This window comes from Microcoleus sp. Pol11C2, assembly GCF_036701505.1.
GTDB lineage: Bacteria > Cyanobacteriota > Cyanobacteriia > Cyanobacteriales > Microcoleaceae > Microcoleus.
This window is the reverse complement of the sequence record NZ_JAUBQX010000017.1, coordinates 44243-63175: the sequence shown is the minus strand read 5'-3', so window position 1 is coordinate 63175 and position 18933 is coordinate 44243. Positions and strand designations below refer to the sequence as shown.

Below are 18933 nucleotides of genomic sequence, written 5' to 3'. Positions count from 1 at the left end.
AATCGACTAACCGGGCAGAGCGCTTCGCCGTTACTACCGAAAATTTTAGAAATGTCCCCAAGTACCGATATTCTGATTGTTCTCCTGCTAATTTTCCTCAATGGCTTGTTTGTGATGTCAGAGATGGCCATCATCTCTGTACGGAAGGTAAGACTGCAACAGATGGCCAACCAAGGTTCAGCAAATGCCCGCGTAGCCTTGGATCTGGCTAATGCCCCCAATCAGTTCTTGCCGACAGTTCAAATCGGGATTACGATGCTGGCCATTCTGTCGGGCGCTTTCGGAGAAACGACAATTGCTAAAAGAGTAGAGCCTTTGTTGCGGCTGATTCCTGCCCTCGCGCCCTATGCTCAGACGATCGCCTCAGTAGTAGCAATTTTAACCATCACTTATCTGACCTTGATTATCGGCGAACTGGTGCCCAAGCGGCTAGCGCTCAACAACCCGGAGCCGATCGCCTCAAGCGTAGCAATTCCCATGCGAATGCTCTCAAAAATTGGCGCTCCTGCGGTTTATCTGTTAAGTTATTCCACTGACTTAGTGATGCGGCTGATGAGGATAGCCCCCTCGACAGAACCGCAAGTTACGGAAGAGGAAATTAAAGTTTTGATCGAGCAAGGAACCGAAGCCGGAACCTTTGAAGAAGCCGAACAAGATATGGTGGAAAGAGTGTTTCGTTTGGGCGATCGGCGAGTCAGCGCGTTAATGACCCCGCGTCCCGATCTTACCTGGCTTGACCTCGACGACTCAGTGGAAGAAAACCGCCAAAAAATGCTCGGCAGCGGTCATTCTCGGTTTCCAGTGTGTCAGGGAGGACTCGACAACGTTGTCGGTTTAGTACACGTTACTGATATGCTGTCTCGGACTTTAACGGGTCAACCCCTAGATTTAAGCGCTTCTTTACGACGACCGTTATTTGTACCCGAAAGCACGCGGGGTTTAAAAGTATTAGAACTTTTCAAACAATCTAGCAATCAAATTGCGTTGGTAGTAGATGAATACGGCGTCATTCAAGGATTGGTTACAGTCAACGACATTTTAGTCGAACTTGTGGGTGATTTTCCTTCAATAGAAGATGCTGACGAACCGGAAGCTGTGCAGCGCGAAGATGGTTCTTGGCTGTTAGACGGAATGCTAGCAGTCGAAGATTTTTTTGAGCTGTTTGGAATCGAAGAATTGTCAGCAGAACACAAAGGAAGTTACCACACAATGGGCGGTTTTGTAATTACCAATTTGGGCAAAATTCCCACAGCAGCCGAGCATTTTGAGTGGAACGGTTTGCGCGTGGAAGTAGTCGATATGGACGGGAACCGAGTTGATAAGATATTGGTAATGCCGATCGACTCAGCGGGCGCTCGAGCTAGAACCGAACCAAAAACCTAAAATTTGAACTCAGCGGTAAGGTGCGCTAGGCGCACCCTACATCAACCATGCAGCGGCTATTTCAGACCTAATTCTTTTTGCTCCTAGGCTGAGCTTTCCGCAAAGATTCCAGAAGAGAACGGCCCACATAATTGCTAAAAACTACCTCTCCAGCTTGATTGTAGTGGCAGCAGCTATCTACATAAACAGCATCTTTAGTCTTGTCAAAAACATTGACAGCATTCACTAGATTGATATTATTTTTTTCCAAATTAGGAAACTTTTTGAAAAGAGCAGGATATCCAATTTGCACAGCTTTAGCATAAGGAGTATCCTTGTTAAAAGCAATCTGCTTTTCGGCGTCACCAAACACCCTTTTCGTCTGATAATATTGATTAGGCTGAAGAACATGAAAATAAGGCACATTACTAGCAGACAGAACTTTGTGCATAAAAATTGAACTTTTCGCCCAATTCAACGCCATTTCTTGAAAAGCTACTGAATCCTGTAAAACCGACTTATTAGTATTGATATAAATAACGCTGCCACTGTCATCTTTTTTTTGTTTAGTCCGTTCTTTTTCAAACTTAATGACATCAGTTTTATAGTTATTAACTAGATTTTGAACGTAAACAGAAGTCAAAGCATCGCACGCAGCTAAAGAGCAGTGTTGCAAACGTTCCAAACCCTGACTAATCCTAGCTTTATTTTCTTGGATTCTGATAGTTGCTTTCATCGCTTTTGTAGAAAGGCTATTATTCGCCAAGTTAGTCAGCGGCAAAATATGCTGAATGCTTGGCATCGCCAAATCGACTTGATTTTTATTGTTTAAGTTAGAAAGTGCTACTTCATTAAAACCATCTATATTGACGACCAGATCCAGTTCTTGCCCTAAAGCCAAAAAATAGTTTAGAATTAATAATTGCTGGGGTTGTTTGTAGCCTCCGGTAGCAAAAGACAAAATTACAAATTCTTTATCCTTCCAACCCGGAATCTGCTTAAGGTATTGAGGTAAAATTTTGTTTTGAACTTCAAATACTCCATAATTAGAAGCCACAGAACCGCCAAAAACTCCGATAATAAATTGATTATTCTTGGTTTTCTTCAAAGGGTAATCGTAAGGAGAGATAAATCCGTAGTTGTTAACCTTAAAACCAGGGCGAAAATCGGGACCAGGTTGTTGGATAAATCCCAAAAAAGGATGAAACCTTTCAACAATAGACTGATTCAGCCGCACTCCATCTAAATTAATTCCTAAAGCCGACTTATCTTGCGTTTTTTCTCTCGTATAGAAAAATTGCTTGTGCTTGACAAAATACCATGCCAAAGAGCCAAGTTCCAGAAAAAACAGTAACATCACTAAATTAATAAAAGCAATCTTGATAAATTCTTGTCCTTTTTTGAGGAATTTTAAATCTTTCATAAACCTCTATTTCGACTCTCTTACTACTTTAATAATGGAACGAGAAACATAGTTTGCCAATACTTCCTCTCCGACTGAATTATAGTGGCAGCAGGCATCTTTGTAAACCGTCTCTTTTGTATTGTCTAAAATATTCACTGCGCTAAACACATTAACTCCAGCTTTTTGCAAATCATCGACTTTGGACAACAATACTGGATAACCTTTTTTCACACCTTCAATGTAAGGACTCTTCTGGTCGATCGCGATTTCGTTTTCCTTGGCGGTAAACACTCGCTTAGTGGGATAATACTGGTTGGGCTGGATAAAGTGAAAATACTTAATCTTTCTACTTGATAAAATTTGATTCATGCCGCTCGACGATTCATACCACATCGATGCCATTTTCTCAAAAGCAGCGGCATCCTGCAAAACAAAGTCAGCTTTGGGGATGTATACTATACCGCTATTTGCCGTGTCTGGGTTGGATAGTTTGACTTGTCGATCGTACTTGACAACTGCTTGCTGGTAATTGTTGACTAATTGTTTAACCTGTAGCGAGGTGACAGCGTGACACAAAGCCAGTTGACAAGTTTGCAATTTGTCAATACCTGCTTTCAATTGTTTTTTATTTTCGTTAATTTTAACGATCGAACTCATCGCTTCCGGTGACAAGTTGTTGTTGGCTAAACCCGTCAGAGGCTGTATGTGCTGAACGCTGGGCATTCCTATTTCTACTTGGGCTTTGTTGTTTAAATTTGACAGTGCTACTTCGTTAAAACCGTCTATATTGATGACTAAATCTAATTGTTGACCCAAAGCCAAAAAGTAATTTAAAACCAATAATTGTTGGGGCTGTTTGTAGCCGCCATTCCCAAAATTTAAAACAATAATTTCCTTGTTTGCAAATTCTGGATAAGCCTTCAATTTCTTAGACAATCTGCGATCGACGTATTCATCAACTGCAAAGTTATTCGCAACTGAACCCCCAAAAACTCCGATAATAACTTGATTTTTATTTGTTTTAATAAACGGATATTCGTAAAGAGAAAAAAAGCCGTGTTTATTGACTTTTAACTTTAATTTTTCATTGGTGAAGGCACCTTGTTTGAGTACATAGCCAAAAAGTGGGTGCAGTCTTTCTACGATAGATTCATCAAGTCTAATGCCGATCCTTTCAATATCTTCTACTACTTTTTCTTTGGCTTTAGTTCTGGTATAAAAAAACTGCTTTTGGTTTATAAAATAAAAAGCTAGCGATAAAGCTTCCAGACAAATAAAGGCGATCGCCAAATTAACTGCGATTATAATTAATATATTTTGGCTTTTTTTCAGCGCCGTTGAATCTTTCATGAAATTTGACTGCTTACGGTTGTTTTTTGGGGACTTGAGACTGCTTCAAATTTTCGCACAAATTTCGGTTAATCAGGATACTAGCCAGCCGGTGTCCGAGTTCATTCCAGTGACCCCCACAGGGTACAGAATTATCAAAACCGTGGGCGCAAACTTGATATTTTTCAGTGTAACCTTGGATCTGTTCGGATAAATTCAGTACCCGAAAACCCTCACGCGCGCCCAACTTTTCCAGCCGCCGATCGGGATAAAACAAATCCTGAATGTTGTTCTTTCTCATAAAATTTTTTCGCCTCTCGGCATCGGGCCTAACTTGCATCGGATCGCCGATCGTCATAACCAAGAAATCAGCATTTTTCTGCACGACTTCATTCCGCATCGTCACAATCAAACCCTCTGTCACCCTCCAAGCTTCTTGCCAAGCTGCATTCGGAGGTTCCTTGAGGTTTTGGGTACTTAAAGTGGTAAAATCCTGAGATAACTCGCGCTTTTTCCTTTCTAAGTCTACTTTTTTAATAACCTGCAAAATGCGCGAATTGTTGACGATCAAACTGGGCATTCGGTCTACGAAGGAAACTGCTCTTTCGTTGCGATCGATCGGCGCCAGATTGCGGAAAGACATATCCGGTACTAACTTGCCACTATCATCATAAGCAAAAAATGGTCGATAGCGATCGTATTCCAATTTCGGCGAGTTGTTAATTATATCATTGCCAATAAAAAAAGCAAGAATTACAATATCAGGACTGTAATCCCACACTTTTTTTCGCAGCATTATCAATTGTTGAGCAGTACCGTAGCCCTGCACCCCGAAATTCATGACCTCAACATTTTTGCGTCCCTTAACAGCTTCGCAGTTGCCTAACTTTCGTTCCAGTTTCGACCAGAAAGTTTGTTCGACAGGTACGTGAATTGCTTCGGTGAAAGAATCGCCCAAAACCGCCACGCGCAAAGTATTTGGAGGTTTTGCTTTTGTATGTTCACGATCGCGCAAACCCTCGCTATTCACCTGCACAAAACTCGCACCTTCCCCATTCCACTCCCCCGACGCACCAGGTTTCAGCTTCCAGCCCAAATTCGGATCGGAAGTGTGGAAACGAGTTGGCGCCGACTCTACGAAATCTCCTATTTTTGGATAGCCCTCAACTCTAGCAACTCGCAATCCCACTTCACCAATTACCACCCCCATCAATAAACCGCCGAGTGTCAAACCCAAATTGACACCCAAATTTTTCAACTTGCTCATTATTTCAAAACAGCGTGTAAATAAATGGAGCAATCACAGAACCCTGACTCAATACAATTAAAGCTCCCAAAAAGACTAAAGTCACAATGAGCGGCAACAGCCAATACTTTTGGCGTTCTTTCATAAACGCCCACAAATCTTTGAGAAAATCTAATGTTGATTCAAACACTTAGAAAGGACGCTCCATACTAACTTTTGTTCTTGCTTTACTTGGGACGCGGTAAGTATCCATTTTCGGATTGAGTTTTCGCCGCATGGCATCTTCGCCCAAGAGGTTTTTAATAACTCCCATCGGCCAAACTATCAGGTAAAAAACTATCCCTAGGACGATCGGCGTTTCGATTTTGTTAAGAATAATTCCAAAGCGCATCCACCCGTGATAAACGGGATTCAGCGATTTCGGCGCAACCAATGCTAGCAGCACTAGCACTCCGCAGATTGCCCAAGGCCACCAAGGTAGAGAATGCCGCCGCAGTAAAGGTACTGCTAAACCGAAGAGCACTCCAATCAAGCCGCCAATTAGCAGCCCGAAATCGCGCAAGCCTTTTTTGTCGAGTTTTTTAATTTCGTCGCTCATTAGAAATTGGGAATTGGGAATTGGGAATTGGGAATTAGTTAAGCTGTCGCGCATTTAAATTGTATACCCAGGGCGGGCGGGATGCCCACCCCACAAGACTTTAATTTTTTTTACACACAATTTAAATCCCGCAACAGCTTATTAGTTATTCGTACCAACTAACAACTAATAACTAATAACTAATGACTAATCTAGTTCAAATTCATTTTTCCAAGCATCATCTTGTTTCCAAGGAATTTGTTCGGACTTGGGAAGCAAGTAATTTTCCAAAACCAGATAGTCCATTTCAGTTCGCATAAAACAGCGGTAAGCATCCTCTGGAGTGCAAACAATGGGTTCGCCTCGGACGTTAAAAGAAGTATTTACCACAATAGAACAGCCCGATCGCTTTTCAAAATGGCTGATTAAGTCATAGTAGCGAGGATTGGTTTCTTTGTGAACAGTTTGAATGCGAGCCGAGTAATCGACGTGGGTGACAGCCGGAATCTCGGAACGCGGAATGTTGAGCTTTTCAATGCCAAACAACTGCTCTTGTTCGGGAGTCATGGGAATGCGGAGACTGGCTTTGACAGGTGCTACTAATAGCATATAAGGGCTAGAATGGTCAATCTCGAAATAATCCGCAACTCGCTCGGCTAAGATTGACGGAGCAAAAGGTCGAAATGATTCCCGATATTTAATTTTCAGGTTCATCACGGACTGCATTTTAGCACTGCGGGGATCGCCAATGATCGATCGACCGCCCAGAGCCCGCGGCCCAAATTCCATCCGCCCTTGGAACCATCCCACCACGTTTCCCTGTTCCAAAATCTCAGCCAACTGCGGCATTAATTCGGCATCGTCCAATCGGTGATAGCTGGCTTTGATAGCATCCAAATATTCGATAATTTCTGCGTCAGTAAATCTTGGGCCCAAATATGAGCCGCGCATTTGATCGTGACAAGTTAAATGAGCAACCGACTTCGCCACAGTTGCCACCGCTTGGTTGCCAGTGAGAACTTCAGTCCTCTCCTCAACCGCTGCGTTTGTAGTGATAAGTTCAGTTTTGAGGGATTCTATACTATTTGCTGTCGAGTTGGCGCTGACAGTGCGAGTTTGTTCGCAATACTGATACCAAATCGCCAAAGCCGCGCCCAAAGCACCGCCAGCATCTCCCGCCGCCGGCTGAATCCAAATATCTTTGAAAATACCTTCCCGCAAGAGTCTACCGTTAGCAACGCAGTTGAGAGCAACGCCGCCGGCAAGACAAAGATAATCGACATCCAATTCTTTTTTAACTGTTCTGCACAGCCGCAAAACAACTTCTTCAGTAACAACTTGAATGGAAGCTGCAATGTCCATTTCTCGCTGAGTCAATTTTCCTTCAGCTTGACGTGGTGGCCCTTCAAACAGTTCGTCAAACTTCTTGTTTGTCATGGTTAAGCCAACTGTATAGTTGAAATAATCCATGTTCAAACGAAAAGTTCCGTCATCTTTGAGGTCGATTAAATAGTTGAGAATTTTGTCTACATACTTGGGTTCGCCATAAGGAGCTAAACCCATGAGTTTGTATTCACCAGAGTTAACTTTGAAGCCGGTGTAATAGGTGAAAGCTGAATAAAGCAAACCCAAGGAGTGGGGAAAATCGATTTCCCACTGAGGTGTAAGTTGGTTCCCGTCTCCCAACCAAACCGAGGTTGTTGCCCACTCGCCCACGCCGTCGAGGCACAAAACGGCTGCTTTTTCAAAGGGGCTGGGGAAAAATGCCGATGCTGCGTGCGATTGGTGGTGTTCGGTAAATAGCAGAGATGGCAGTTTATTCGTTTTGCAGTTTGCTATTGCTGCCAGATCTCTTTTGAGCATGGTTTTGAGGTAAAGCTTTTCTTTGAGCCATATCGGCATGGCTGCTAGGAAAGAGCGAAAACCTTGGGGTGCGTAGGCTAAATAGGTTTCGAGAAGGCGCTCGAATTTGACTAAAGGTTTGTCGTAAAAGACTATGTGATCGAGTTCCCGCAAATCTATGTTCGCTTCTTTCAAGCAATAAGCGATCGCATTCTTGGGAAATCTGGCGTCGTGTTTTTTGCGGGAAAATCTTTCTTCCTGCGCTGCGGCGATAATTTCTCCGTCGCGAATTAAGGCTGCGGCGCTGTCGTGGTAATACGCCGAGATTCCAAGTATGTTCATTCGTCTCCTCACAAATCGCAATGCGTTTGTATCTGACTATTTAGAATAGCTAACGATTATAGCTGTTTCAGTGCTGATTGGGAATTGAATTTTGCGATCGCCTCTAATTTTACCTGGATCGATGTCGCTGGGCCGCCAGAGGGCGATCGGCTGTTAGAGAGCATTTAAGCTAGCGCCGGCTTATCCTGCGCCCCCAAGCTCTGAAGTAAGTGACCACCGGGAATTGATAAAATTCACCTACCAACCACAGCACAATGCCTAAATGCGACAAAAAAGCTAAGCCTGTCCAAGCTACGGGCAGCCACGACAACCGGCTGCCGGGAACCGGGGGAAAATAGTAAGCTGAAAGTCCTAGCAAGGTAGTGGGAAGGAAAATTAGACCAATAGCCGCTGCAAAGTAGGGCCATCCGAATTCTACGCCTTCGAGGTGGGCTCCTATCCACTGTTTGCCGTTCCAGTGCCAAGTTACGGGCGGTTGGCGATCGGCCATTTGGAGCGATTGTCTTTCAACGCTTGCGGTATAAATGTGCTGGCAGAAGTTGCAAGCTAGGGCGTCCATCAGCGCTAGGGTGGAAATTTGACCGGTGCGACACACGGGACAGGGATATGTATCTTGAGGGTTGAAAGGTCGGGTTGATTTTTTGAAAATCTGCATAGATCAGGCTGTTTGTCAAGATATTGAGCGATCTTAACAAAGTACAGAGATTATGGGTTGGCTGATGGCGGTTTTTGTATCTAGATTGTTGGTGATTTAACAGGTTTTTTCACGCTTACGTGTCCTAGGGGTTAATGCAGTTTCATGGTGGATGATTCGGATTAATTGCGGTGATTGTTGCTGTAGCGAATTCTGGCTCCTGCCCAATGAAGTTTTTCCCTCAAAGTGTTGAAATAAGAATAGTTTTCCCGCAAAATGATAAACTGCGCTTCGCAGTCTGCCCTCCGCACGTCTACGCGCTGTCCCGGCCAAATTGCAGTACCCAAAATGCCGTCTGTCCAGAGTTTGGTACTGAGTTCGTAATCTGCTAAAGGCCAAATGCTGACGACTGAACCGGGCGGGAGTACGATCGCCCGACTGGATAAACTCAAAGGGCAAATCGGAGTAACTGCGATCGCCTCCATTCCAGAGTGCATAATCGGCCCGTTGGCAGATGCAGTGTAGCAAGTCGAACCGGTGGGAGTTGCCACAATTAAACCGTCGCCTTGATATTGATCGACTACTTCGCCGTCAACTTCCATTTCTAGAATACAGCTCGGCATTCGATCGGCTGAAGCAGGTTTGACACACATTTCATTTAGTGCCAAAAATCGATCGCTTTGGGGTTCGAGATTGCTTCTGTTTCCCTCAAAAACTGTTGCCTGCAACATCATCCGCTTCTGCACAGCATACCTATCTTCCGAAAGTCTGTCCCAAATCTCCTCAGTATTTTGGAAATCCTCAAAAGACTCGGTTAAAAAGCCCAGATGTCCCCCCACATTCGCTGCCAAAATCGGGATGCCGTCAGCAGCTAAATTCCTCGCGGCAGCTAGGGCCGTACCGTCGCCCCCCAGCACTACCGCTAAATCAATGGGGCTGTTACTAGAAGCTAAAAACACCGGATACGGGTTATCTTTCGGGCCACTGGGCCCCATTAAAACCTGACACCCGCGACTTTCTAATTGGCGGGCACACTGTTCTGCCCACCGCTGGCTGAGGGTATCTCTGGCTTTGTGGGCGATAATTACTTGTTTTAGTTGCACAACCTATCGATTTTTGATTTTTGATTTTGGATTGTTAGATTTTAGAGTGAGCTCACAATCTATCGATTTTGGATTTTTGATTGTTAGATTTTAGGCTGAGTGAAATATCTTAAAATGTTCGAGCGCACAAATTGGTTTTGGACATTAGGTTAGATTTTAAACTATTTTTGAGCATTGCGAGGCAGAGCCTGTGGATCTGCGTTACCAGGATTTGCCTGGTAAAAAGAAAGCCGGGAATAAGAAATATTATTATGACTGCATTTCCACATCTTCCTTCTTCCTTCTTCCTTCTTCCTTCACCCCTCGCTGCGGCTGGATTTGGGCCGTGGCCAGACAATGCTGGAATCGGCCGCGAGTAGGCGAGAAACTGCGATCGCCCCAAAGCGGTTGAGGTGGCTGGGGTCAAAAAAATAGTCGTTACGGCCTGGCCACCGCTGCGACAAGTCGCGGAAAGCGAAGCCTTTTTGCCGGGAGAGTTGCTGCATTCGCTGCCGGAACTGCTGTTCTGCCCGCAGGCGAGTTCCGTCTAAGTAGTCGTTGGTGAGGGGTAAATTGACGAAAATTAGGGGAATTTTGCGAGCTTTGGTAAATGCTACAACTGAATTAAAGGCTGTTGCTTGTTTGCCTCCGAGGTTGAAGTTTTCGTAGTCGCGATCGTACTGGCCTGAAACGTAAGCGCGTTCTCGATAATAAGTGTTGGGGTTGTAAGTGCCTGATATAGCCATGAATCCGTTGGAGTCGATCGAATCTGCCAATTGGTTAAGTTGTCTGATGGCTACTGTGGTGCGTCGCGAGACTGGAATCAATTGTGCTTTTTGGGTTGCTGCATTCGCTGTGATTGGTTTTAACTCATATCTTGCAGCATTCTCAGCAACGGGCAAGATGCCCGTTCGACTAGACAGGAATTTGATTGCGGGGCGGGTGTCAACAACGGGCAAGATGTCCGTTCCACTAGACAGGGATTTGATTCTGGGGTGGGTGTTAGCAACGGGCAAGATGCCCGTTCCACTAGACAGGGATTTGATTGTGGGGAATAGGGGTTGCGCATCTTGCCCGCCCCTGAAAGGTTGATCTACAGAGGTAAATGCTTTGCGGAAATTGTTGTTAGCGCAGGGCTGCGGGAATCTGTAACACAGCGGAATCTCGTTGGGTTCATCCCACTCTAGTTCGGGGCGAATGCCTGCTGCTAAAAGTTGGCTGCCTTCAGAATCAACGATCGAATTAAAAGTGCGATCGTCCCGGCCGCTGTTAAATCCGCGCACACCATCCGCCCAGACAATCATTTGAGGTAAATGACCAGCCTTCAAAAGCCGCCGCAGTTGAAAGTCAACTACTTGTGCAGTTGCGCCGTTGACTGAAAAGTTAAATACTTTTAAGCCCGGACGGCCCCTTTGGGCCAAAGATTGTTTTAGCTGTTTGGGATCGACGCCCTGCAATGCGCGGGAACTGCCGACAATCAAAACATCTGGTGGCCCGACGGCAGCAACGTAGGATAGGTAAAGTTCGAGTTGTTCGTTTAGCAAATCGCTGCTGAAGCTGACTGTACTAGCTTGCGATCGGGTTGCGCCCGCTTGCTGTTGGGAATACACCAGGTTTCTCATGTACTCGATTACTTTTTTCTCCGCAAACGCCCGTCTGGGACTGCCTGGGGGAACCGCTTGCATCCAGGCGACGGCCTGCACCCACAGGGCGGCTACTTCGTCCCAGTCTTGTTTTGAATTGGCTGATTGAGCCAAATTAGAAGCTTGGGTGGCAAAGTTAACTGCCTCCGTGAAGCCATCGTTTTGGGGGCATGAAGAAACGCTGAGGGATTTTTGGGTTTGGTTGGCGTTTTTAGCTAACAGAGGCGTTGACGACTGCGCTAGGACAGGGGATTCACTCGAACCAGAAGCCGCTGCGGTGTTGGGCGGCTTGGGAGGCGAACATCCGACTGTTAGCGCCAGCACGGCAGCAGCGGCGCAGGTACGTTTTAAAATGCTGGTACTGAGGCTAGCAATGTAGCGGCGAATCATACAGCTTTCACCGTGGGCAAAACATTACTAGATATTACCGCAAGCCGCCATTGGTCTGCTGCCGCGATGGTGACTTTTGAATATTTATGTATGGGATTCGATGACTGCTTCGGCTTGCAGGGCGATCGACCTCAATTTATCCAGTGTATCCTGGTTCGCACTCTGCCATAGCCCCCGCTGACGAGCTTCTAGCAATCTTTCTGCCATATCTCGCAGTGCCCAAGGATTGTTTTCTTGAATAAATGTCTGCACTTTCTCATCAAAAATGTAAGCCTCTGCGATTCCTTCATACATAAAATCCTCTACACAATTTGCCGTAGCATCGTAAGCAAACAAAAAATCAACAGTTGCTGCAATTTCAAAAGCACCTTTGTAACCGTGACGCATCGCACCTTCTATCCATTTGGGATTCACAGCCCTGCTGCGATAAACGCGCGCAATTTCCTCCCGCAGTTGCCGCACTTTCGGATTCTCGGGAATTGAATTATCTCCAAAATAAGTTTCAGGATTTTTGCCTTGCAAATTGCGAATTGCGGCCGTCATTCCCCCTTGGAATTGATAATAATCATCCGAGTCGAGGATGTCGTGTTCGCGGTTGTCTTGGTTTTGCAGAACTATTTGCATTTGGCCGAGGCGTTGTTCAAATGCTTCGGGTGCAGAACATCCCCATTCACTCTGATTAACTCCTCCTACATCTCCCGGCAAATTTGAGGAACTAGAGGAGGTATAGGCGTAACTGCTCCAATTAATGTAAGCTTTTGCTAAATCGGCGTCATCTGTCCAGTTTTGAGCTTCAATTATACCTTGAAGTCCTGCGCCGTAAGCACCCGGTTTTGAGCCAAAGACTCGAAATTGCGATCGCCCTTGCGCCTCTTCCTGACTCAAACCTGTAGATTCCCAATACTGAATCTCTGCTTGAACTTGTGCTGCTAAAGGATTATTTTCTTCCGATTCGTCTAAATCTGCCACAGCTTTTACCGCACTGTCAAACAAATCAATTAAATTAAAAAAAGCATCGCGGAAAAAGCCAGAAATTCGCAAAGTAACATCAACGCGCGGCCGTCCCAAAACAGAAACTGGCAAGATTTCAAAATCTACAACCCGGCGCGAAGGGCCATCCCAAACTGGTTGAACTCCTATCAGCGCCAAGGCTTCGGCGATGTCGTCTCCCCCCGTCCGCATGGTGGATGTTCCCCATACTGACAAACCCAAAGTTTTCGGATATTCGCCATTTTCTTGGGTGTATCTTTCGATTAAAGTTTCAGCAGCAACTCGGCCAACTCTCCAGGCAGTTTCTGTGGGAATGGCACGTATATCTACTGAGTAAAAATTGCGACCTGTGGGCAATACATCTGGTCGGCCGCGAGTGGGGGCGCCGGATGCGCCGCTGGGTATGTGCCGCCCATCTAGTCCGCGCAAAAGGTTGGTAATTTCTTGGTTTGTTTGAAGGAGTGAGGGTAAAAGATAGTTGTTTATCCAGTCTAGTTCTTGTTGGGTTGCTTCTCCTGTTTGGATATTTTTAACCGCAGATGAACGCGGATTAACGCGGATGTGTTCGATTAAGTTATCTACTAATTCAGCGGCTTTTTCTTCGAGTTCTGCTGTTAAATCGCCTGCTGTGCGGTGCTGAATTATCGAGGTTGGATCGCAGGTTAAGGGGTCGAAATCGTAGCCTGAGTCTTCTGCTAGGGCGCGGGTTATGCCCGATCGCCCGTTGGTGGGATGGCGGGCGATCGCAATTATCAAATCTCTCAACTGTCTACCTTCGGGACACTGACCGAAAATGTGCAATCCGTCGCGGATTTGGGATTCTTTGAGTTCGCAAAGATAGCCGTCTGTGCGGGTAATAAATTCGGTAAATTCCGATTTATTTAGTTGTATTCCTAACTCTCGATCCAAGTTTTCTTTGTTGGTGAGGGCGAGAATGCGATCGCGAATCATGGGCAATCTGGACGGATCTAAACTTTGGGCTTCGCAATACTCGTCGATTAAGGTTTCCAACTGCTGCAAAGGCCCGTAGAGTTCGGCGCGAGTCATCGGCGGTGTCAGGTGGTCGATAATCACAGCTTGCGATCGTCTTTTTGCTTGAGAACCTTCCCCCGGATCGTTGACAATGAAGGGATAAAAATTCGGCATCGCGCCTAATGCTACTTCTGGATAACATTTGTTAGACAATGCTATACTTTTACCGGGAAGCCATTCTAAATTGCCGTGTTTTCCGGCATGAATTATAGCGTCACTTCCCAACTTTTCTCGCAGCCAGTAATAGTAAGCTAGATAATTGTGAGTGGGTTCTAAATCCGGTGCGTGATAATTTAACGCGGGGTCAAGTTCGTATCCGCGCGATGGTTGAATTCCTATAAATACATTACCGAACTGAATCCCCGGAATCGGAAAAGACGTATTGTTACTTATAAAATCTTGTGCATAGCTTCCCGGAAGCCCCCATCTTTTACAAATCCCATCTTGCACTTGCTGCGGCAAAGTAGCAAAATATTCTTCATATTCTGCCAAATCCAATGATTGATGCACAGGTCGCAATTCGCGTCCTTCCGGATCATTTGTCATGCCAGAAGTCAGGAGTTCAATTAACTCGTTGCCGCTAGCGGGGATGTTTTCAATTTGATAGCCAGCTTGCTGCATAGCTTTGAGGATTTCGACACAGCTAGCGGGCGTATCTAAGCCGACGCCGTTGGCTAAGCGGGCGTTGCGAGTGGGGTAATTTGCTAGAATTATGGCGATGCGTCTGTTGGCGACTGGGGTTTGTTTCATTTTCACCCAATTCGCGGTTAAATCTGCTACAAATTGAATGCGATCGCCCGCTGCTACATAGCCTACTACATCTGTTTCTAATTCGCTGTTCCAAGTTTGTACCGCTTTAAAAGAAACAGCCCTAGTAATGATTTTTCCGTCTACTTCCGGCAATGCTACATTCATCGCCACATCCCGGGGCGAAAGTCCCTGAAGTTCCGTTTCCCACTGTTCCAAACCGCCACCGCTGAAGATTGCTTGCAATACGGGAACGTCTAAGGATTTTAAGCTGTTTTGTGCCGGTTCTTGACTGCTGAAACCGGAGACTGCAAAACTTGTGGTGTTGAGCAATAATTGAATTGGTTCTGATTCTTTAGGTTGAAAATACTCCAGCAATTCTATTTGCAAATCTGGTTCCCGCAGAGAAGACACAAAGACGGGAACAGGGACTAAGTTTCGCTCAGATAGAGCTTGACAAAGTGCATCAATTGGGGCTAAGTTTCCTGATAAATAATGAGCGCGATAAAATAAAATTCCGACTTTAGATGTAGAAGTAATGTCCCCGTGTCCGCAAGTTGGAGACGATTCACTTTGCTTTTTCCAATCATAAATTCCGACGCGGGAAACTGTTTGAGGTAGGGGCGGACTATAAGCAGTTTTTAGGCAAGTATCGGCGGCAAATTTTAGTGCATTAACAAAGTTTTGGACTCCACCTTCTGTGAAGTAACGCCAAAGTTGATTGACTGCTGACAGCGATACATTGGAATGGCTGATTAAATCGGGATCTGGACTGTCTTCTCCCGGCATTACAATCAGTGATGCGTTAGTTTTATGCACAGTTTCCCGCAGAATTTCTAACCCGTAAGACCAATAAGAACGCCCTCCTAAAAGTCTTAAGATTATGACCTCTGCGCGTTCTAAAACTTCCTCAGCATAAGTATCAATTGTTAGTTGTTGCTGTAACTGAAGCAGGTTTACTGCGCGCACTTTGGGAAATTTTGCCGGCATTTTGGATGCAGCGGCTGCGAGAGTTTGAATGTCGGTGTCAGCAGCACTAATAAATACTATTGGTGCTGGGGTTTGCTGAATAAAAATTACTCCTTCTGCTTGAGGGTTCCAACCTCCGGGTGTGGCTGCTATTTTGTGCATTAATTTTTTTTATGTTAATAAATAGTTAGAGAAAGTGCGATCGCCTTTACTATAACATGACTTATACATAAATAGAGGCTAGGGCGTGTTTCCAACCCAGACATCCCCCCCAACCGAGAGAGGGCGGGCACGGGGGCACCGCCCCTACATTCGGGGGGAGAATGAGCGTCAAAGTCCCGGAAATCTCAACCTATAAACTGATAAATAAAACTCCCAAAATCATGATTCCGGCCCCTAATAATCTTTCTTGAATATCTTTTTCCTTAAAAATGAAATGACCGAACAATACACCCATTAACACGCTAGTACGCTTAAGCGCGATCACTCGCACTACGAAAGTTAATGTCAAAGCTTGCATTTGAAAAATTATTCCAGTAGCATTGATAAACCCCATAGCAGCTAGCATTGGTAAGTGTTTGATAATTTGTCGCCCTGGATTTGGGGTTTTGTGCAATAAAACTGGCAGTAGCAAAACAGTCATTGTACCAAACAAAGAGAATACCCAAAAAATAGGGTAGGAATTTGTAACTCCTATTTTGTCACAATTGGCGGCAATACTCCATAGAAATGCGACGATTAACATCAATTTTGGACCTGGCTCGTCCAGCAGTGCTTTGAATGGGGCTAAATATCCTTTATATTTCTCTTTTATATTTAATAAATAAGAGCCTGCTACGATTAGTAAAATGCCAATATAATCAAAAAATTTGGGATATTCACCGATCATTATCGGTGAAGTTAGCAACATAAATAAGGGTGTCAAAGCTACCATCGGTAATGTCAGGGATAAATCTGATACTTTGATGGCTTTGATGTAGAGGAGGGCTGTGACAGCGTTGATGCTACCTCCGATTAATAGGGCGAGCCAAAATTGAGAGTTTAATGCCGGAATTCCTGTATAAAGTACCCAGGGAATCAAAAAGATGACTGAAAAAAATGAGAGAGACCAAGCGACGACATATTCGTCACTTTTTTTGAGGTTTTGTTTGCCAAAAACGTCTTTGACGGCTTCAAAGAAAGCGGTCAAGATTCCCAAAATTAACCAAGTCATCCTAAGTATGCGCTCCTGACTCGCTCGTCGTTTAGCAAATCCGCTCCTATACCTGTGAGGGTAATATTACCAGCTTCTAGTACGTAACCCCGATCGGCAATTTGCAGTGCTAAACTGGCGTTTTGTTCGACTAAGAGGATTGTAACGCCCGTGGAGCGGAGGTTTTGAATAATTGCAAAAATTTCTTTGACGATTGCAGGTGCTAAGCCTAAACTGGGTTCGTCTAATAATAGCAGCTTCGGGCGACTCATCAGAGCGCGGGCGATCGCCAGCATTTGCTGTTCCCCGCCGCTGAGAGTTCCTGCTAGCTGGCGGCGTCTTTCTGCTAAGCGCGGAAATATCTCAAATTGGCGCTCTAAATCGGCTTTTACTGCCGCCGAGTCCGATCGAATATACGCCCCTAATTCTAAGTTAGTCAACACCGTTTGCTGCGCCAAAACGCGCCGCCCTTCTGGACTGTGGGCGATTCCCAATTTCACAACTTCGTGAGCTTGGCGGCGGCTAATGTCGCGCCCGTTATAAATAATTTGTCCTTGCCGCAAATTAACTATTTGAGAAATCGCTCTCAGGGTGGTACTTTTGCCCGCACCGTTGGCGCCGATGAGACTGACAACCTCGCCTGCATTAATCGTGAGATTAATATTTTGTATGGCTTGAATTCCGCCATAATTTACACAAACATTTTTGAGTTCTAAGAGGATGTTCGGGGTGGTTTTGGGTGAGCTATGTTGCATTTTGTGTGACTTGATGGTTGATAAAATTTTATCTCTTTTCCCGCAGTTCGCTAGTTGGTTAGTCCGCGAGTCCGCCAGAGGTTTCAACCCCGGCTTCCTAGCTGAAGTCCTCTTAATAGGGCTGGGAGATACATTTAACAATAACTATTAATCTTACTCGTTCTCCCGCTCTGTCTGGTAACACAGAACCAGAGGCTCGGCCTCGATTTTTCCTGTTACAAAACGAGGTCGAGCCTGTAGATATCGCTTCCCCGCCAGAGCCGGAAAAACATTTACAATTTCTAAGTTTCATCTCCCAAATAAGCCTCAATCACCGCCGGGTCATTCCTCACAACAGCAGGTTCTCCCAAAGCAATAAGCTGACCGAAATGCAAGACCGCAATTCGATCGCACAACCCCATAACTAGCGGTACATGATGCTCGATCAATATTACAGTTAAATTGAATTGTTGGCGTACTTCTCGGATAAATTCGCTTAATTTGTGCTTTTCACTGGGATTCATCCCTGCTGCAGGTTCATCTAATAAGAGTATTTGCGGTTCTAAGGCTAAAGCGCGGGCAATTTCTAAGCGCCTCTGGTCGCCGTAGGCCAAGTTTTTGGCTTGTTCGCCCGCGCGATCGCCCAATCCGACTAAATCCAACAATTCTAAGGCTTTTCGCTGGGTTTTGCGTTCCATTGCGTTAGATGCTGGCAAGCCGAAAATCCCCGCCAGCACCGATAAAACTGGATTGCCCGATCGACTGTGGATGTGTCGGGCGATCGCGACATTTTCTAGGGCAGAAAGTTCTCCAAACAACCGGATATTTTGAAAAGTTCTGGCAATACCTTTATTAGCAATTTGATAAGGCTTCAATTGGGAAATATTTTCATTTTGATAAATCAGGTTGCCACTTGAAGCAGGTATCAGTCCAGTCATTAGATTAAATAGAGTTGTCTTGCCCGCGCCGTTAGGGCCGATTAATCCAAAAATTTCGTGTTTTTCAACTGTAAAAGATACGTTGTTTACAGCAATTAAACCACCAAAACGACGAGTTAATCCTTTGGCTGCTAAAACAGGATTGCTTGTTGAGAGGGTAAGGGGTTCGGAAATCATAAACACATCATAGAACGAATATAAGATATCTATAGCAATCCTCGCATCATTTGTGAATTTCTTACTCCCGAGCGAGCGGGTTCGGGGAGGGTTGGGGTGGGGTAAAAACATTACGACTCTTGCAAGGATTCCTATAATTATGCCTTAGACGGCGGAATGTTCTTAAAGTGGCGGTTTTTAAGCAGTATTTAGGGCGATCGATTTCACCACAGACAAGCACAAATTTAGATCGCCCGGAGTCCTGAAACAGTTTGATGAGAATGTATACACAATTATTCAAATGGCTGAGACGGCTCATCAAA

At 45.1% G+C, this 18933-nt stretch carries 14 protein-coding genes; 1 reads left to right on the top strand and 13 read right to left on the bottom strand.

Annotation, left to right across the window (positions count from 1 at the left end; translation table 11 throughout):
• The first annotated feature begins 51 nt into the window (after positions 1 to 51).
• Positions 52 to 1383, top strand: a complete 1332-nt coding sequence (locus QUA42_RS12515) for a hemolysin family protein (protein WP_333137550.1) — start codon at positions 52 to 54, stop codon at positions 1381 to 1383.
• A 67-nt stretch (positions 1384 to 1450) separates the two neighbouring features.
• On the opposite strand, the gene QUA42_RS12510 is transcribed toward QUA42_RS12515, so the two are convergent.
• The 13 genes from QUA42_RS12510 to QUA42_RS12450 all read right to left on the bottom strand — a co-directional run bounded on the left by QUA42_RS12510 (position 1451) and on the right by QUA42_RS12450 (position 18631).
• On the bottom strand, positions 1451 to 2785 hold the full coding sequence (locus QUA42_RS12510) for a hypothetical protein (protein WP_333137549.1): 1335 nt from the start codon (positions 2783 to 2785) through the stop codon (positions 1451 to 1453).
• Positions 2786 to 2791: 6 nt separating this feature from the next.
• Positions 2792 to 4117, bottom strand: coding sequence for a hypothetical protein (locus tag QUA42_RS12505; RefSeq protein WP_333137548.1), 1326 nt, complete (start codon positions 4115 to 4117; stop codon positions 2792 to 2794).
• Between the two features lie 13 nt (positions 4118 to 4130).
• The gene (locus tag QUA42_RS12500) at positions 4131 to 5363 is read right to left on the bottom strand and encodes an SGNH/GDSL hydrolase family protein (RefSeq protein ID WP_333137547.1); all 1233 of its coding nucleotides are present in this window, start codon (positions 5361 to 5363) and stop codon (positions 4131 to 4133) included.
• A gap of 4 nt (positions 5364 to 5367) precedes the next feature.
• Positions 5368 to 5532: a DUF5989 family protein gene (locus QUA42_RS12495; RefSeq protein WP_190734603.1), complete on the bottom strand. Its 165-nt coding sequence runs from the start codon at positions 5530 to 5532 to the stop codon at positions 5368 to 5370.
• Complete coding sequence (locus QUA42_RS12490) at positions 5533 to 5940, bottom strand: SxtJ family membrane protein (protein ID WP_333082014.1); 408 nt, start codon at positions 5938 to 5940, stop codon at positions 5533 to 5535.
• Between the two features lie 186 nt (positions 5941 to 6126).
• Positions 6127 to 8103: a carbamoyltransferase gene (locus QUA42_RS12485; protein ID WP_333137546.1), complete on the bottom strand. Its 1977-nt coding sequence runs from the start codon at positions 8101 to 8103 to the stop codon at positions 6127 to 6129.
• Positions 8104 to 8272: 169 nt separating this feature from the next.
• Complete coding sequence (locus QUA42_RS12480) at positions 8273 to 8758, bottom strand: hypothetical protein (protein ID WP_333137545.1); 486 nt, start codon at positions 8756 to 8758, stop codon at positions 8273 to 8275.
• A gap of 161 nt (positions 8759 to 8919) precedes the next feature.
• Positions 8920 to 9840: an NAD(+) kinase gene (locus QUA42_RS12475; protein ID WP_333098154.1), complete on the bottom strand. Its 921-nt coding sequence runs from the start codon at positions 9838 to 9840 to the stop codon at positions 8920 to 8922.
• 296 nt (positions 9841 to 10136) lie between these two features.
• Complete coding sequence (locus QUA42_RS12470; RefSeq protein ID WP_333137544.1) at positions 10137 to 11852, bottom strand: hypothetical protein; 1716 nt, start codon at positions 11850 to 11852, stop codon at positions 10137 to 10139.
• Positions 11853 to 11936: 84 nt separating this feature from the next.
• Positions 11937 to 15752, bottom strand: a complete 3816-nt coding sequence (gene cobN, locus QUA42_RS12465; RefSeq protein WP_333137543.1) for a cobaltochelatase subunit CobN — start codon at positions 15750 to 15752, stop codon at positions 11937 to 11939.
• Between the two features lie 190 nt (positions 15753 to 15942).
• Positions 15943 to 16803, bottom strand: a complete 861-nt coding sequence (locus tag QUA42_RS12460) for an EamA family transporter (RefSeq protein ID WP_333137542.1) — start codon at positions 16801 to 16803, stop codon at positions 15943 to 15945.
• Positions 16800 to 17537 carry an ABC transporter ATP-binding protein gene (locus QUA42_RS12455; RefSeq protein WP_333137541.1) on the bottom strand — a complete coding sequence of 246 codons (738 nt, stop codon included), beginning with the start codon at positions 17535 to 17537 and terminating at the stop codon, positions 16800 to 16802. The genes QUA42_RS12460 and QUA42_RS12455 overlap by 4 nt, the downstream gene beginning before the upstream one ends.
• 281 nt (positions 17538 to 17818) lie before the next feature.
• A complete protein-coding gene (locus QUA42_RS12450; RefSeq protein WP_333069509.1) occupies positions 17819 to 18631 on the bottom strand; it encodes an ABC transporter ATP-binding protein in 813 nt (270 codons plus the stop codon).
• Positions 18632 to 18933: the final 302 nt, after the last annotated feature.

What these genes read in the sequence shown, in the direction of transcription:
- cobN (WP_333137543.1), bottom strand. Translation starts at nt 15,752, where the DNA reads ATGCACAAAATAGCAGCCACACCCGGAGGTTGGAACCCTCAAGCAGAA.
- QUA42_RS12480 (WP_333137545.1), bottom strand. Translation starts at nt 8,758, where the DNA reads ATGCAGATTTTCAAAAAATCAACCCGACCTTTCAACCCTCAAGATACA.
- QUA42_RS12505 (WP_333137548.1), bottom strand. Translation starts at nt 4,117, where the DNA reads ATGAAAGATTCAACGGCGCTGAAAAAAAGCCAAAATATATTAATTATA.
- QUA42_RS12515 (WP_333137550.1), top strand. Translation starts at nt 52, where the DNA reads ATGTCCCCAAGTACCGATATTCTGATTGTTCTCCTGCTAATTTTCCTC.
- QUA42_RS12490 (WP_333082014.1), bottom strand. Translation starts at nt 5,940, where the DNA reads ATGAGCGACGAAATTAAAAAACTCGACAAAAAAGGCTTGCGCGATTTC.
- QUA42_RS12500 (WP_333137547.1), bottom strand. Translation starts at nt 5,363, where the DNA reads ATGAGCAAGTTGAAAAATTTGGGTGTCAATTTGGGTTTGACACTCGGC.
- QUA42_RS12450 (WP_333069509.1), bottom strand. Translation starts at nt 18,631, where the DNA reads ATGATTTCCGAACCCCTTACCCTCTCAACAAGCAATCCTGTTTTAGCA.
- QUA42_RS12510 (WP_333137549.1), bottom strand. Translation starts at nt 2,785, where the DNA reads ATGAAAGATTTAAAATTCCTCAAAAAAGGACAAGAATTTATCAAGATT.
- QUA42_RS12460 (WP_333137542.1), bottom strand. Translation starts at nt 16,803, where the DNA reads ATGACTTGGTTAATTTTGGGAATCTTGACCGCTTTCTTTGAAGCCGTC.
- QUA42_RS12470 (WP_333137544.1), bottom strand. Translation starts at nt 11,852, where the DNA reads ATGATTCGCCGCTACATTGCTAGCCTCAGTACCAGCATTTTAAAACGT.
- QUA42_RS12485 (WP_333137546.1), bottom strand. Translation starts at nt 8,103, where the DNA reads ATGAACATACTTGGAATCTCGGCGTATTACCACGACAGCGCCGCAGCC.
- QUA42_RS12455 (WP_333137541.1), bottom strand. Translation starts at nt 17,537, where the DNA reads ATGCAACATAGCTCACCCAAAACCACCCCGAACATCCTCTTAGAACTC.